The sequence below is a fragment of the Streptomyces sp. NPDC050508 genome (assembly GCF_040655155.1).
In the GTDB taxonomy this organism is placed as follows: Bacteria; Actinomycetota; Actinomycetes; order Streptomycetales; family Streptomycetaceae; genus Streptomyces.
This window is the reverse complement of sequence record NZ_JBFAJJ010000001.1, coordinates 184,881-199,877: the sequence shown is the minus strand read 5'-3', so window position 1 is coordinate 199,877 and position 14,997 is coordinate 184,881. Positions and strand designations below refer to the sequence as shown.

Here is a 14,997-nt window from a genome sequence, read left to right as displayed (position 1 = left end):
GGACGCGTCAGGACACCCGCAGCACGGGCTTGTCCCGGTCGCGGTGGATCGGCGCCGCCGAGTCGGTCAGCGGTACACCCGAGCCTCCGTTCCGTACGGCGACGATCTCGGCCGCGATGGACAGCGCGGTCTCCTCGGGCGTACGGCCGCCGAGGTCGAGGCCGATCGGGGAGCGCAGCCGGGCCAACTCCCGCTCGGTGACGCCGCCTTCCCGCAGCCGACGGTTCCGGTCCTCGTGGGTGCGGCGCGAGCCCATGGCGCCGACGAAGGCGGCGGGCAGCCGCAGGGCCTCGCGGAGGAGCGGTATGTCGAACTTGGCGTCATGGGTGAGCACGCACAGGACCGTGCGTTCGTCCGTCGCCGTGCGCAGGAGGTAGCGGTGCGGCCAGTCGACGACGATCTCGTCGGCGTCCGGGAAACGGCTCCGGGTGGCGAAGACGGGCCGGGCGTCGCACACGGTCACCCGATAGCCCAGGAACCTGCCCGCCCGCACCAGCGCCGCCGCGAAGTCGACGGCACCGAAGACGATCATGCGGGGCGGGGGCACGCTGGACTCGACGAAAAGGGTCAGGCCGCCGGGGCAGTGCGAGCCGTCCTCCGAGATCTCGACGGTTCCGGTACGGCCGAGGTCCAGCAGCGCGCGGGCCTGGGCCGCCGACGTGCGGTCCAGGTGGGACCGGCCGGCGCGGGGGCCTTCGTGCGGTCGGTGGCGGCCGCTCCCGTCCGCCCCGACCTCGCCCGGGCTGTCCGCGTCCCTCGGGCCGAGGCTGCCCTCGTGCCTCCCGTCGGGATACACCAGCAGCGCCCTGCCGAGCAGTTCGGCCGGCCCCCGGGCCACCCGGGCGAGCGCCACCGGCTCGCCCCTGGCCGCCGCGGCCAACCCCGCGGCGTACACCGGGTCGCCCGCACGCACCGGCGTGACCAGGACCTCGATCACCCCGCCGCAGGTCAGGCCGACCGCGAAGGCGTCCTCGTCGCTGTAGCCGAAGCGTTCGCTGACCGGCTCGCCGTCCTGGAGGGCCTGTACGCACAGGTCGTACACCGCGCCTTCCACGCAGCCGCCGGAGACCGAGCCGATGACCGTGCCGTCGGTGTCGACGGCGAGCGCGGCACCGGGTGGGCGCGGTGCGCTGCCGCCGACGGAGACGACGGTCGCGACCGCGAAGTCCCGGCCGTCCCGCACCCAGCGGTGCAACTCCTCGGCGATGTCAAGCACTTGGCGTCCCGCCCGCGGTCAGGACCCGGTCGGGCCGGATCGGCAGGTCGCGGTGGCGGACGCCGGTGGCGTGCCATACGGCGTTGGCGATCGCCGCCGCGGTTCCTACGACCCCGATCTCGCCGATGCCCTTGATGCCGACCGGGTCGTCCGGGTCGGGGTCGTCGACCCAGTCCGCCTCGATGGCCGGTACGTCGGCGTTGGCGGAGAAGTGGTAGTGGGCGAGGTCCGGGCCGACCAGGGCGCCGGACGCCGGGTCGCGGACCGCCTCCTCGTGCAGGGCCATGGAGATGCCCCAGGTCATCCCGCCGACGAACTGGTTGCGCGCGGTCAGCGGGTTGACGATCCGTCCGGCGGCGAAGATGCCGAGCAGGCGCCGTACGCGGACCTCGCCGCTGGTGACGTCCACGGCGACCTCGGCGAACTGCGCGCCGAAGGAGTGCCGTTCCTTCTTGCTGAGGGCGGCGACGGCCTCGGCAGTGTCGCTTCGCGCGGTGATGCCCTCCGGCGGGATGTCGCCGCCCAGGGCCAGTTGCTCCCGCAGGTCGGCCGCCGCCCGCATCACCGCCCAGGCCCAGGAACGGGTGCCCATGGAGCCGCCGGCGAACATCGCTGCTCCGAGGTCGCTGTCCCCGATGTGTACCCGGACCCGGCCCGGCTGCGTCTCCAGCGCCTCCGCGGCGACGAGGGTCAGCGCGGTGCGCGCGCCGGTGCCGATGTCCGTCGCGTTGACCCGCACGGTGAAGGTGCCGTCCGCCTCCGCGGTCACCGCCGCTGTGGACGGGCCGACCCCGACGTGGAACGTCGACGCGGCCATGCCGGTACCCAGCAGCCAGCGCCCTTCGCGGCGCACGCCGGGACACGGGTCGCGGTCGGCCCAGCCGAAGCGCCCGGCGCCCTCCTCGAAGCAGGCGAGCAGGTTGCGGCTGCTGAAGGGCAGCCCGGAGACGGGTCCCACGGCCGGTTCGTTGCGGACGCGCAGCGCGATCGGGTCGATGCCGCACTTCTCCGCGAGTTCGTCGAGCGCCGACTCCAGCGCGAACGAGCCGGGGGCCTCGCCCGGGGCACGCATGAAGGTGGGGGTCGGCACGTCGAGCCGTACGACCTTGAAGACACTGCGGTGGGTGTCGGCGTCGTACAGCGGACGTCCGTACGCGGCGCTCGGTTCGACGAACTCGTGCACGGTGGAGGTGCGGCTCAGTGCCTGGTGGTCGAGGGCGCGCAGCCGTCCGTCGGGATCGGCGCCGAGCCTGACGCGCTGTGCGGTGGGGCTGCGGTAGCCGACCAGGGAGAACAGCTGACGGCGCGTCAACACCACGCGGACCGGGCGCTGCAGAAGGGTCGCGGCCATCACGGCGGCCACCTGGTGCGGTCGGACCCCCTTGGACCCGAAGCCGCCGCCGACGTGTTCGGCCCGCACTCGCACGGCCTCCGGGTCGAGGGAGAACAGCTTCGCGAGCTCGGCGGCCACCCACACGGTGCTCTGGTTGGAGTCGACGACATCGAGCCGGCCGCCCTCCCAACGAGCCGTCGCGGCATGGGGTTCCATGGCGCTGTGGTGCTCCTCGGGGGTCGTGTACTCCTCGTCCACGACCACGGCGGACCGGGCGAGGGCGTCCTCCACGTCGCCCTTCACCACCTCGGGCGGCCCGGCGGGCGAGCCCGCCGCTGTGTAGGCGTCGGGGTGTCCGGCGAAGAACGCGATGTCGTGCGGCTCCTCGTCGTACTCGACGACAAGGGCCTCGGCGGCCTCCCTGGCCTGCTCGGACGTCTCGGCGACGACCAGCGCCACCGGCCAGCCGACATACGGCACTTGGTCGTGCTGGAGGATGCCGAGGGCCGGGTCCGGGGGGCCCACGATGCTCATGTAGTCGGTGTTGACTCTGGGCGCGTTCGCGTGGTGCAGGACGGCGAGGACGCCGGGCATCGCGAGCACCGGTTCGGCCCGCACCGCGCGGACGCGGCCGCGGGCGACGGTGGACAACACCAGCCAGCCGTGGGCGAGTTCGGCGAAGGGGATGTCTCCCGCGTAGCGGACCGTGCCGGTGACCTTGTCCCGTCCCTCCACGCGGGTGTGGGCGGTTCCGTGGGCGCCCGGTACCCGGACGGGCTGGGTCGTGGTGGTCATCGGGCGGTCTCCTCGGCGAGTTCGGTCAGCACGGCCACGACCAGATTGCGCAGCAGGGTGACCTTGTAGGCGTTGTCCGCAAGGGGCTCGGCAGCGGCCAGTTCGGCGTCGGCCGCCGCCGCGAACGCCTCCGCGCTCGCCGGTCCCCCAGTCAGCAACCGCTCCGCCTCCCGCGCCCGCCACGGCCGGGACGCCACCGCCCCGAAGGCCAGCCGCACTTCGTGTACGACACCGTCCCGCACGTCGAGCGCGGCGGCGATCGAGCCGATCGCGAACGCGTAGGAGGCACGCTCGCGCACCTTCCGGTAACGGGAGTTGGCGGCGACCGGGGCGGCGGGCAGCGTGACGCCGGTGATCAGCGCGCCCGGCGGCAGCGCGGTCTCCCGGTGCGGGGTGTCGCCCACGGGGAGATAGAAGTCGGCAAGCGCCAACTCGCCCGGCCCGTCAGTGGTTTCGTACGACACGACCGCGTCGAAGGCGGCCAGTGCGACCGCCATGTCGGAGGGGTGGGTGGCCACACAGTGCTCGGAGGCGCCGAGGATCGCGTGGTTGTGGTGCTCGCCTTTCAACGCGGGGCAACCGGCCCCCGGGGTCCGCTTGTTGCAGGGCTGGGTCACGTCGGCGAAGTAGGCGCAGCGGGTCCGCTGGAGCAGGTTCCCGCCGACCGTGGCCATGTTGCGCAGCTGGCCGGAGGCGGCGGCCAGGACGGCCTGGGTCAACGCCGGGTAGCGGCGCCGGACTTCGGGATGCGCGGCGAGGTCGCTGTTGGTGACGGTGGCGCCGATGCGCAGTGTGCCGTCGGCCGTCATCTCTATGCGGTCCAGGGGCAGTTCGCGTACGTCGACGAGCCGCGCCGGACGTTCCACGCCGGCCTTCATCAGGTCGACGAGATTGGTACCGCCGCCGAGGAAGCGGGCGTCAGGATCCGCGTCGAGCAGCGCGACCGCGCCGGAGACGTCGAACACACGCCGGTACTCGAACTCCCTCATGCCGCGGCCTCCTTGAGCTCGGCCGGCTGCGCCTCGGTCTGCCGTTCCTCCGCCGCCCGTGCGACCGCCTGCACGATCGACACATACGCACCGCAGCGGCACAGGTTGCCGCTCATCCGCTCCCGTATCTCCTCGGCGGTGAGGGGCGGTGGCCCCGCCTCGGGCCGCACGTCGGCGGTGACCGCGCTGGGCCAGCCCGCCGCGTGCTCCTCGATCACCGCGAGGGCCGAACAGATCTGGCCCGGGGTGCAGTAGCCGCACTGGTAGCCGTCGAGTTCGAGGAACGCCTGCTGTACCGGATGCAGTCGGTCGCCGTCGGCCACGCCCTCGATGGTGGTGACGGCACGCCCCTCGGCGGCCACCGCCAGCTGGAGGCAGGCGACGGTCCGGCGGCCGTCGAGCAGCACCGTACAGGCGCCGCACTGGCCCTGGTCGCAGCCCTTCTTCGTGCCGGTGAGGTCGAGGCGTTCGCGCAGGGCGTCGAGCAGAGTGGTGCGGTGGTCGACGGGCAGCGTGTACTTCTCGCCGTTGATGTCGAGGGTGATGACGCTGGACGTCGCTGGGGCCATGATCAGCCTTCTCTCGCGGGTATGGGGCGCGTCGAAGCCGGACGAGGAGATCCCTGAGCCCACGGGGAGCGCGAAAGCGCCGGTCGGCACGCGATCCCGGCGGTCCGAACAGGCCGTACTGCCGGTAGAGTGAGCTCTAAACGGACAACTGTCCACTACCCGTCGAACCTAACGGACAGCTGTCCGCTTAGCAAGGCCGGCTCTGCCGTACTTTCCGGAAGGAGGAGGAATGCGCGAGGAGTTGGGCACGCCTCAGCGTTCGGACGCCCAGCGGAACCGCGAGCGCATCCTCGAAGTGGCGCTCGCGGAGCTGACGCTCGCGGCGGACGTCCCACTGAGCGCGATCGCCAGGAAGGCAGGGGTCGGGCAGGGCACGTTCTACCGCAACTTCCCCAACCGCGAGGCACTCCTGCTGGAGATCTACCGCCACGAGATGCAGCAGGTCGCCGATGCGGCGTCCCGCTTGCTGGAGACCCGCGCGCCGGACCGGGCGCTGCGCGAGTGGATGGACCGCCTCGCCCGGTTCGCGATGGCCAAGGCCGGTCTGGCCGACGCACTGCGGCAGGCGGCAGGCGGGTCCGGCAGCCCGGCCAAGCCGGGGCACGGCGTGGTGACGGAGGCGGTCGCGCTGCTGCTGAAGGCGAACGAGAAGGCCGGCACCATCCGCTCCGGCGTCACCCCCGAAGACTTCTTCCTCGCCATCGCGGGCCTGTGGCATATCGATCCCCACGGCGACTGGCAGACCCGCGCCGAATGGCTCCTGAACCTTGTCATGGACGGACTGCGGGCGGGAGCACCCGGGCGCTGAGCCGCGTCGCCCAAGGGTTCGTGCGCGCGTGATCGTGTACGTCACCGGCTCATCGCGCGCGGGGCCCGGAAGCGTGAGCGTCACCTCCCCCCGCCGTACGGCCGTTACAACACCGCGGCACCGCGGACTCCGGGCCGCCAAAGGAGGTGTACGACGACGACATACCCCCTCGGTTGCCTGCTTCCCGCACCGTGAAAACCCGAATGCGCCCGCTTGTTCGGTTCTGGGAGCATGCCGGAATGATCGACCGACTCGAACCGCTGGTCATCCGGCACACGTTCCGCGTCCCCCTCCCCACCGACCCAGTGGGTGAAGGCGCCATCGCTGCGCGGCAGTTCGACGCCGTGCTGCTCTCCGTGGGCTTCAAGCTCTCCGCGGACCTGCTGGAACGGCTGTCGGGGCTGTCCGAGGAGACCGTCGTCCGCATCGCCGAGAGCACCCTGCGGACCGTCCGCGAGCTGGTCGGCGACCACGTGCAGCACAACGCCTACTTCATCGACTTCCCGGCCAACGTGCCCGACACGGAAGACTTCTGGATGGCGTGCGTCGCCGACGCGCTCGGCGACGAGAAGACGCGCGCCGACACGCTCGACCAGCTGGCGACCGGCGTGGTGAACCTGCTCAGCCTGCCGGCCTACGGCAGGTACCAGCACACGTACGCCGAACTTCTCGCCGCCCAGGACGAGTTGATCGCGGCGGCGGGCGACCGGCTCACGGTGCTGCACGCGGGCGGCGAGCCGGCCGACGAACTCACCGCCCTGTACCTGGCGTTGGCAGGCAGCAGCACACCGCTGGACGAGGAGCACCAGCGTGATCTGCGGGCACTCGCCGAGCGGTGTGTCGACGGCCCGCAGCCCGAGGTGATCCCGGTGCGGGAGCACCGTGCGCTCGTCAACCAGGCCCGCCTGACGGTCGGTTCGGCGCTTCTGGTGGACACCGTCACGGATGTGCTGCGGCTGGCCTGTGCGTTGTCGGACGGCGATGTGACGCTGGCGGAGCCGACCCGCTTCCGGTCGCTGTCCCGGCCGGTGCGGCGGGCGCTGCTCGCGGCGCTGGACTCCGTGGTCGCCGCGTCGCCCGCCAAGCTCTCCGACGTGAATGTGCACCGCGAGGAGTGGAAGCGGCTCGGCGAGCGGCTGCACCCGCACGAGTACCCGCAGTGGCCGCATGCCGCCGAGGTGTTCGCGGTCGCGCGCGGCGAGCGGAAGGCGCCCTCGTTCGACGGCCGGGTCGAGGAACTCCTCGCCGAGAACGACGTGTTGGGCGCGGTGAAGCTGCTGAAGTCCGCGCCCGGCAAGCTGTTCCGCGCGCTGGACCGGCTGCTGCGCACGGCACTCACGCAGGAGGAGCGGGACGCGGTGGTGGCCGCGGCCGAGCAGGTCGCGCCCGAGGTGTCCGGCCGGGTCGTGCTGTCGGTGCGCGAGCACCTGCACAACCGTGCCCGGGAGACCGGGGAGTTGCGGGTGTTCGTGAACCGGCGCGGCCGGGCCTGGGTCACCGACGACGCGCGGGCGGTCGTAGGGCCGGTGGAGCGGGAGCGGCTGATTGGCGTGCTCGACGACGAGACGCGGCGTCGACTGCCTTCTCCTGAGCGGCTGTTGATCGACCCGGAGGTGCTCGACGTGGCGCTGCCGTTGAGCGGGAAGGCGACGGCGGCCGGGCTCGGGGTGCTGCCGCGTGGGTCGCTGTCGGCGGTGGAGGGCGAGTTGCTGCGGTTCTTCGTGTACTGGAAGGAGACCGAGCGGCGCACCGACTTCGACCTGTCGGCGCTGATGCTCAACGCCGACTACTCGACGAACACCTGGCTGTCGTACACCTCGCTCACCGAGGTCGAGGGTGAGCACTCGGGTGACATCACCGAAGCGCCGGACGGGGCCTCGGAGTTCATCAACCTGCGGCTGGGTGCGGTGCGGGGGGCGTTCGTCGTGCCGCAGGTCAACATCTACGCCGGGGAGGGTTTCGAGGAGGTCGAGGAGTCGTTCTTCGGGTTCATGCTGCGCGAGAGCGAGCAGCGGGGGCGTCCGTTCGAGCCGCGTACCGTGCGCGTGAAGTCGGAGCTGCGCGGTGCGGGCCGGGTCGCACTGCCGCTGGTGTTCCTGCGCGGGGACGACGGCCGTTGGCGTGCGAAGTGGCTGCACCTGTACCTCAAGGGCAGCCCCTCGGCGAACCGGGTGGAGGAGAACCGGGTGACGGTGGCCAACCTGCTGCGCGGCATCGTGGAGCGGCGGCAGCTCACCGTGCGCCATCTCGTCGACCTGATGACCGCGGAGGCGACCGAAGTGACACTGTGGGACGGCGAGACCGTCCCGGACGGTCCGGTCACCTACATCGGCCTGCGCCGTCCGGACGAGCTGCCCGAGGGCTCGCGGATCGTGAGTCTCGAAAATCTGCGCGACCTGATCCCCGACTGACTGATAGCGTCGGCCACGGCGAGGCCATGAACGGGCTTCCTTCTCAGCTGCTGCCTTCTGGCATTCAATCCAGTCCGTTCGCCTTCCTCGTCCTCGACGTCGCGTGAGGGGTGCCCCCAGGGCACCCCTCACGGCGCTTTTCCTCCCAAATCGCGCTTCACACACTTGTGGGACAATCCTCTATGCGCGGACGAAAGGCCACTTCAGTGAGCAGAGCGAACGACGGGGCCGACTACGGAAGCCTGCGGCTCGACCGCTCAGGTCAGGCCGAGGCCTTCGATGCCATCGGGGACCGGTACGACGAGGCCTTCCCGCACAAGGAGGGCCAGGTCGGAGCCGGTGACTGGCTGATCAAGGCCCTCGATCCGGGCTCCCGCGTACTGGACCTCGGCTGCGGCACGGGCGTCCCGACCGCCCGGCAGCTGACGGACGCCGGCCTTGAGGTCGTGGGTGTGGACCTGTCCCGCCGCATGGTGGAGCTGGCCCGCGAGTACGTCCCCGCCGCCACGTTCCACCAGCTGGACCTCGCCGACCTGCGCCCCGGCGGCCCCAGTGACCTGGGCAGTTTCGACGGTGTCGCCGCGTTCTTCTCCCTGCTGATGCTGCCGCGCGCGGAGATTCCGCTCGCCCTGCGCACGATCCACCACCTGTTGACTCCGGGCGGTCTGTTCGCCCTGTCGATGGTGGAGGCCCATGTGGACGACTTCGCGATCCCCTTCCTCGGCAACACGATCAGGGTCTCCGGCTACCTCCTCGAAGACCTGCACAAGATCCTGGACACCGCCGGATTCGAGATCGTGAAGGAGTCCTCCTACACCTACGCTCCGGCGGTCGCCGACGTCCCGCCCGAGGAACAGGTCTTCCTCTGCTGCCGACGGCGCGACTGAGGTCGTAGGACCGACACGGTGGCCCTGCCGCACCAGTGGACGGAACGAAGCGCGTGACGGAGCATCCGAGCCCCCGCGAAGGCCCCGCCGGAATCGCCCGGCGAGGCGCCTCGTCGAGCGGCCCGGGGCCCGTCGTACCGCTCGGCCGGACGCCCGCGCAGCAGCTGGACCGGCTCCAGTACCTCGACGTGGCCACCCGGCGGATCGCCCGCGGGATGGACCTGGACGAGACACTGCGGGAGCTGCGGTGGGCGGCTGTCCCCGCCTTCGCCGACGCGATCGTCATCCACCTGCACGACCCCCTGCCCGTCGGGGACGAGAAGTCGGCCGCGCCCGTCGTCCTCCAGCTGCACAGCATCGACCGGGCGCCGGAGGCCAGGACCGCCCTCCTGATGCCGCACACCGAGTACCCGAGCGTGGCCGAGCGGGTGCAGCCGACGCTCACCGGCCGGCTCGCGAAGCTGCTCCTGGCCGGGCGGCCGGCCTTCGGGGACACCCCGGGCATCGACCCCGCGGTGGCCGAGCTGCTCGGACCCGCGGCGAGCGCGCCGGGGACGCTGCCACCGGGCCGCCGGCTGATCATCGCCCCGCTGCACGGCCGTCACCACGTGATGGGCACCGTCGTGCTCCTGCGCCGCCCCGACCGGTCCGCGTTCACCGGCGACGACCTGCTCGTCGCCTCCCAGCTGGCCACCCACACCGCCATCGGCGTCCAGAAGGCGGTGATGTACGGCCACGAGGCCTCCGTGGCGGACACCCTGCAGCGCACCATGCTCCCGTCGTCGCTGCCCGAGCCGACCGGCATCCAGCTGGCCAGCCGCTATCTGCCCGCCTCGAAGACCGCGCAGGTCGGCGGCGACTGGTACGACGCGATACCGCTGCCCGGCAACCGGGTCGCGCTGATCGTCGGTGACGTCATGGGCCACTCCATGACGTCCGCCGCGATCATGGGCCAGCTGCGCACCATCGTGCAGACCCTCGCCGGTCTCGACCTGCCCCCGCACGAGGTACTGCACCACCTCGACGAACAGGCCCAGCGGCTCGGCAGCGACCACATCGCGACCTGCCTGTACGCGATCTACGACCCGATCTCGCACCGCCTGCTCATGGCGAACGCCGGCCATCCGCCCGCGGTGCTGCTGCGCCCGAACGGCCACGCGGAGGTCCTGCGTGTGCCGCCGGGCGCCCCGATCGGTGTCGGCGGCGTCGTCTTCGAGTCCGTGGAGATGCCCGCGCCCACCGGCACGACCCTGGTGCTGTACACGGACGGCCTGGTCGAGTCCCGCGACACGGACGTGGGGACGGGTGTCGAGGCCCTGCGCACCCACCTCCAGTCGACCCCGCACCGACACCGGCTGCCCTCGCTGGAACGGCTGTGCGACCGGATCCTCGTCGCGCTGGCGCCGGGCCCCCGTGACGACGACATCGCGCTGCTCACCGCCCGCTTCGAGGGCTTCCCCCCGGACAGCGTCGGCTACTGGCACCTGGACCCCCACCCGCTCACCGCGGGCCAGGCCCGCCGGCTGACCCGCCGGGTGCTGCGCCGCTGGGGCCTGGACGCCCTGCTCGACAGCACGGAACTCATGGTCAGCGAGGTCGTCACGAACGCCGTGCGGTACGCCTCGCGCCCCATCTCGCTACGGCTGCTGCGCACCGACGTGCTGCGCTGCGAGGTGACCGACGACTCGCCGCAGGTGCCCCGGATGCGGCAGGCCGGGCCCGGCGACGAGGGCGGCCGGGGTCTGTTCCTGGTCGACCGGCTCGCCCAGCGCTGGGGAGCGACACGGCTGAGCACGGGCAAGGTCGTGTGGTTCGAGCAGCAGATCCCGAAGAGCCGTTGAGGTCACGGGAGTTGGTGCTCAGACCGGACCGACACCCGTCCCTCCCTTGAGGCGTTCGAGGTCGGAGGGGCGAACCTGTATGACCACTACGGCGATCAGCGCGGCCACCACCGTGAAGATCGCCGCCATGACGAAGGCGGCCGAGACCCCGGAGGTGAGGACCTCGTGGCCCCAGGTGCCCGGGAGTTGGCCGGTGCGCCGGAAGCGGAGCCGCTCGGCCGGGGTCGCCTGGGCGAGGAACGCGGGGATCTGGTCCTTCGCCTCGTTCCTGCTCGCCGTACCGAACATCGTGACCAGGATGGACAGGCCGAGCGAACCGCCCACCTGCTGTGTGACGTTGAGGAGCCCGGAGGCCGCCCCGGTCTCCTGCACGGGGACGTCGGAGAGTGCCATCAGGGTCAGCGAGACGAACTCCATGCCCATGCCCAGGCTGAACACCAGCATCGGGCCGAGGACGCTGCCCGCATAAGTGGAGTGCACGTCCGTCAGCGTCAGCCAGGACAGGCCCCCCGCGGCGAGGATCGCGCCCACCACCATGAACGGCTTGGGGCCGTAGGTCGGCAGGAACCGCGAAGCCAGTCCGGCCCCGACCGCGATGACCGCGCTGACCGGCAGGAAGGCGAAACCGGCCGCGAGCGGGCTGAAGCCCAGCACGTCCTGCACGAAGAGCGTGAGGAAGAAGAACATGCCGAAGATCGCCGCGGAGAGGCACAGCATGATGCCGTACGTCCCGGCCCGGTTGCGGTCGCGGAACATGTGCAGCGGAGTGATCGGTTGCCGGGAGCGCCGCTCGACCAGGACGAACACGGCGAGGACCACCACGGCCGCGGCGAACGAGGCCAGGGTGAGCCAGTCCCGCCAGCCCTCCTGCGCGGCCCTGATGAAGCCGTACACGAGGAAGACCACGCCCACGGTGGAGGTCAGTGCGCCGGTGATGTCGAAGTGGCCCGGGTGGCGTTCGGACTCCCGGATCCAGCGCGGGGTGGCGAGGACGATGAGCAGTCCGATCGGGACGTTGACGAAGAGCACCCAGCGCCAGTTCAGCCACTCGACGAGGATCCCGCCCATGAGCAGTCCGATCGCGCCGCCGCCGGCCGAGACACCGGCGAAGACCCCGAACGCCCGGTTGCGCTCCGGGCCTTCGCGGAACGTCGTGCTGATCAGGGCGAGGGAGGTCGGGGAGGCGATGGCGCCGCCGACGCCCTGGAGGGCGCGTGCGGCGAGGAGTTCACCGGAGTTCTGGGACAACCCGCCGAGCAGGGAGGCGAGTACGAAGAGCAGCACGCCGAACACGAACACGCGCCGCCGGCCGAGGATGTCACCGGCCCGGCCACCGAGCAGCAGCAGACCGCCGAAGGTGAGCGTGTAGGCGTTGACGACCCAGGCCAGGCTGGTGGTGGAGAACCCCAGCGAGCTCTGGATGTGCGGGAGCGCGATGTTCACGATGGTGATGTCGAGGACCACCATCAACTGACAGGACGCGATGACGAGCAGCGCCATCGTGCTTCCGCCACCGCCCGTCTCCCGGGTGGTGGTCTGGGCGGTGGAGGCTTCCTGAGGGCTGCTGCTCATGGTGGTTCGCACTCACGAGAGATCAGTGAACGGCTCCGTCCACTGCATACTCACCGTTCGACGGTACGCCCGGCCCCTGCTCCCCACCACTCGATCATCACGAGCCCAGGCACTAGGTTCACACATGACAGGACATGGGGAGAAACCAATGGTGACCGAGGTCGTCGTCGACGGACGGACGCTGTCCTACGGCGATGTCGTCGCCGTCGTCCGCCACGGCGCCCAAGTCGCCCTGGCGGACGGGGTGTTGACCCGACTGGTGCGTGAACGGGCCGTCGTGGACGACGTGGTCGACCGGCAGGTGCCGACGTACGGCCTGACGACGGGACTCGGCGCCCGCTCCTCGTACGCCCTGCCCCGCGCGGAACTCGACGCGTTCAGCGTCCGTACGGTCCGGGGCCGGGCGAACGCGGTCGGCGATCCGCTGCCGGTCCCCGTCGTACGGGCCGCCCTCCTCGCCCGGGTCAACGGCCTCGCGGGCGGCGGCAGCGGGGTACGGCCGGAGATCCTGCGACTGCTCGTGGCCCTGCTGAACGCGCGGGTGCATCCGGTGATCCCCGAGGTGGGGTCGATCGGCGCCTCCGACCTGTGCCAGCTGGCGCATGTCGGGCTGGTCGTCATCGGTGAGGGCAGCGCCGAGTGCGGCGGCGAGGTGCTCGACGGCGCCACGGCCCTGCGCCGGGCCGGTCTCTCCCCCGCCGAACTCGGCCCGAAGGACGGCCATGTGCTGTGCAGCGCGAGCCCGTTGGCGGCCGGCGTCGGCGCTCTCGCCCTGCACGAGGCGGGCGCGGTTCTCGCGCTGGCGCAGGCGGTAACGGCGCTGACCTACGAGGGCTTCCGGGCCAACACCAGCCCGCTCGACGCCCGGGTACTCGCCCTGCGCCCCGCTCCCGGGCAGTCCCGGGCGGCGGGCGAGCTGCTCGCCCTGCTGGACGGCGGCGATCTGGGCGACCCCCGCGCCGCACGCCGGGTCCAGGACCCGGTCAGCCTGCGCTGCGCCGCCCAGGTGCACGGCGCCGGGTACGCGGCCCTGGACTTCGCGGACGCCGCGCTGGCACCGGAGCTGAACGGCTGCGGCGACAACCCGGTAGTACTGGGCGGCACCAGCGAGATCGTCTCGTCCGGGAACTTCCACACCCCCGCTCTGGCCCTCGCCTTCGACACCCTCGCACTGGCCCTGACCCAGACCGCCGCGATCTCCGCCGAACGGATGCGCCGGCTGCTCGACCCGGGTGTCAGCGGGCTGCCCGCGAACCTCTCGCCCCACGGTCCGGAGCGCTCGGGCTTCGCTCCGCTGGTCAAGACGGCGCAGGCGCTCGTCGCGGAGATCCGTCTGCTGTCCGCACCGGTGTGCACGGACCCCCGTCAGGGCGCGGACGCCGTCGAGGACGACTCGACCAACGCCTCGCTCGGCGCACGGCGGTTGACGACGATGCTCACCCGGCTGCGCCAACTGCTCGCCGTGGAGGCTGTGGTGGCCGCGCAGGCGGTGGATCTGGCGGCACCGGCCGCGCTGGGACGGGGGCCGGAGTTCCTGCACCGCGCGATCCGCGAGGTCGTGCCCACCCTGACCGACGACCGGCCGCACGGGGTGGACGTGGAGACGGTGAGCCGCGACATCCTGGGGTCCGACGACGTCCGCAGCACACTGAACGCCTTGGCGGGAGAAGCGACATGACCAACGTCGACGTACACCAGCATCTGTGGACCCCCTCGCTGGTGACGGCCCTGCGGGCCCGCCGCGAACCGCCGTACCTGGACGGCTGGACCCTGTTCCTGGACGGTGAACCGCCCTTCGAGATACCGCCTGCCGATCACGACGTCGCCCTGCGCGCGAGCCTCGCCGCGGCCGACGGTCTCGACCGGGTGCTCGTCTCGCTGTCGGCCCCGATCGGCGTGGAGTGGCTGCCCGCCGCCGAGGCACGGCCCCTGCTCGACGCCTACCACGACGGCGCGGCCTCGTTGCCCGAGCCGTTCGGGGCCTGGGCCGCGGCCTGCGTACGGGACATCGACGCGGAGGCGACGGCCAAGGACCTCGACCGCGGCTTCGCCGGCCTCCAGCTCCCCGCCAACTCCCTTGCCGACGCGGCCGGTTACGCCCGCTGCGCCCCGCTCCTCGACCTGCTCGAAGAACGCGACCTCCCGCTCTTCGTGCACCCGGGGCCCGCGGTGGGCTCCTCGGCGGACCCCTCCTGGTGGCCCGCGCTGGTGCCGTACGTCCAGCAGATGCACGCCGCCTGGTTCGCCTTCCGGGCCTTCGGCCGGCCACGCCACCCACGCCTCCGCGTGTGCTTCGCGCTGCTGGCCGGACTGGCCCCGCTGCACGGCGAGCGGCTGACGGCTCGTGGCGGACAGCAACAGGCGGTCGATCAGGGCGTGTTCGTAGAGACGTCCTCCTACGGCCCGACCGCCGTCGACGCGATCGTGCGCGCGCTCGGCGTCAACGCCGTGGTCCAGGGTTCGGACCGCCCCTACGCGGAGCCGCCCCGCCATCCGGGATACGGGTTGGGCGGGGCTGCCGCGTACGCCTTTCGCATCGCCAATCCGCGACGGCTGCTCACCGGGGAGGGGTGACG

At 72.0% G+C, this 14,997-nt stretch carries 11 protein-coding genes; 6 read left to right on the top strand and 5 right to left on the bottom strand.

All coding sequences use genetic code 11. The annotated features are described in order from the left end of the window. Positions 1-7: 7 nt before the first annotated feature. Genes AB0I69_RS00920 through AB0I69_RS00905 form a run of 4 tightly spaced genes read right to left on the bottom strand, consistent with a single transcriptional unit; the run spans position 8 to position 4,902 of the window. Positions 8-1,216, bottom strand: a complete 1,209-nt coding sequence (locus AB0I69_RS00920) for an XdhC/CoxI family protein (RefSeq protein WP_363093313.1) — start codon at positions 1,214-1,216, stop codon at positions 8-10. Beyond that, positions 1,209-3,344: a xanthine dehydrogenase family protein molybdopterin-binding subunit gene (locus AB0I69_RS00915; RefSeq protein WP_363093312.1), complete on the bottom strand. Its 2,136-nt coding sequence runs from the start codon at positions 3,342-3,344 to the stop codon at positions 1,209-1,211. Before AB0I69_RS00915 ends, AB0I69_RS00920 begins: the two co-directional genes overlap by 8 nt. Further along, positions 3,341-4,333: a xanthine dehydrogenase family protein subunit M gene (locus AB0I69_RS00910; protein WP_363093311.1), complete on the bottom strand. Its 993-nt coding sequence runs from the start codon at positions 4,331-4,333 to the stop codon at positions 3,341-3,343. The genes AB0I69_RS00915 and AB0I69_RS00910 overlap by 4 nt, the downstream gene beginning before the upstream one ends. Further along, positions 4,330-4,902, bottom strand: coding sequence for a 2Fe-2S iron-sulfur cluster-binding protein (locus AB0I69_RS00905; protein ID WP_363093310.1), 573 nt, complete (start codon positions 4,900-4,902; stop codon positions 4,330-4,332). The genes AB0I69_RS00910 and AB0I69_RS00905 overlap by 4 nt, the downstream gene beginning before the upstream one ends. Positions 4,903-5,131: 229 nt before the next feature. Here AB0I69_RS00905 and AB0I69_RS00900 point away from each other — a divergent pair, with 229 nt between their 5' ends. The 4 genes from AB0I69_RS00900 (at position 5,132) to AB0I69_RS00885 (ending at position 10,849) form a co-directional block, all read left to right on the top strand. Continuing rightward, the gene (locus AB0I69_RS00900; RefSeq protein ID WP_363093309.1) at positions 5,132-5,710 is read left to right on the top strand and encodes a TetR/AcrR family transcriptional regulator; all 579 of its coding nucleotides are present in this window, start codon (positions 5,132-5,134) and stop codon (positions 5,708-5,710) included. Between the two features lie 239 nt (positions 5,711-5,949). Then, a complete protein-coding gene (locus AB0I69_RS00895) occupies positions 5,950-8,121 on the top strand; it encodes a hypothetical protein (protein ID WP_363093308.1) in 2,172 nt (723 codons plus the stop codon). A gap of 206 nt (positions 8,122-8,327) precedes the next feature. Then, a complete protein-coding gene (locus AB0I69_RS00890) occupies positions 8,328-9,008 on the top strand; it encodes a class I SAM-dependent methyltransferase (RefSeq protein ID WP_363093307.1) in 681 nt (226 codons plus the stop codon). Positions 9,009-9,223: 215 nt separating this feature from the next. Next, positions 9,224-10,849, top strand: coding sequence for a SpoIIE family protein phosphatase (locus AB0I69_RS00885; RefSeq protein WP_363094141.1), 1,626 nt, complete (start codon positions 9,224-9,226; stop codon positions 10,847-10,849). An 18-nt stretch (positions 10,850-10,867) separates the two neighbouring features. Here AB0I69_RS00885 and AB0I69_RS00880 read toward each other — a convergent pair whose 3' ends face one another. Next, complete coding sequence (locus tag AB0I69_RS00880) at positions 10,868-12,349, bottom strand: MFS transporter (RefSeq protein WP_363094140.1); 1,482 nt, start codon at positions 12,347-12,349, stop codon at positions 10,868-10,870. Between the two features lie 220 nt (positions 12,350-12,569). Between AB0I69_RS00880 and AB0I69_RS00875 the strand changes: the two genes are divergently transcribed. Beyond that, on the top strand, positions 12,570-14,099 hold the full coding sequence (locus AB0I69_RS00875; protein WP_363093306.1) for an aromatic amino acid lyase: 1,530 nt from the start codon (positions 12,570-12,572) through the stop codon (positions 14,097-14,099). Continuing rightward, the gene (locus AB0I69_RS00870; protein WP_363093305.1) at positions 14,096-14,995 is read left to right on the top strand and encodes an amidohydrolase; all 900 of its coding nucleotides are present in this window, start codon (positions 14,096-14,098) and stop codon (positions 14,993-14,995) included. Before AB0I69_RS00875 ends, AB0I69_RS00870 begins: the two co-directional genes overlap by 4 nt. Positions 14,996-14,997: the final 2 nt, after the last annotated feature.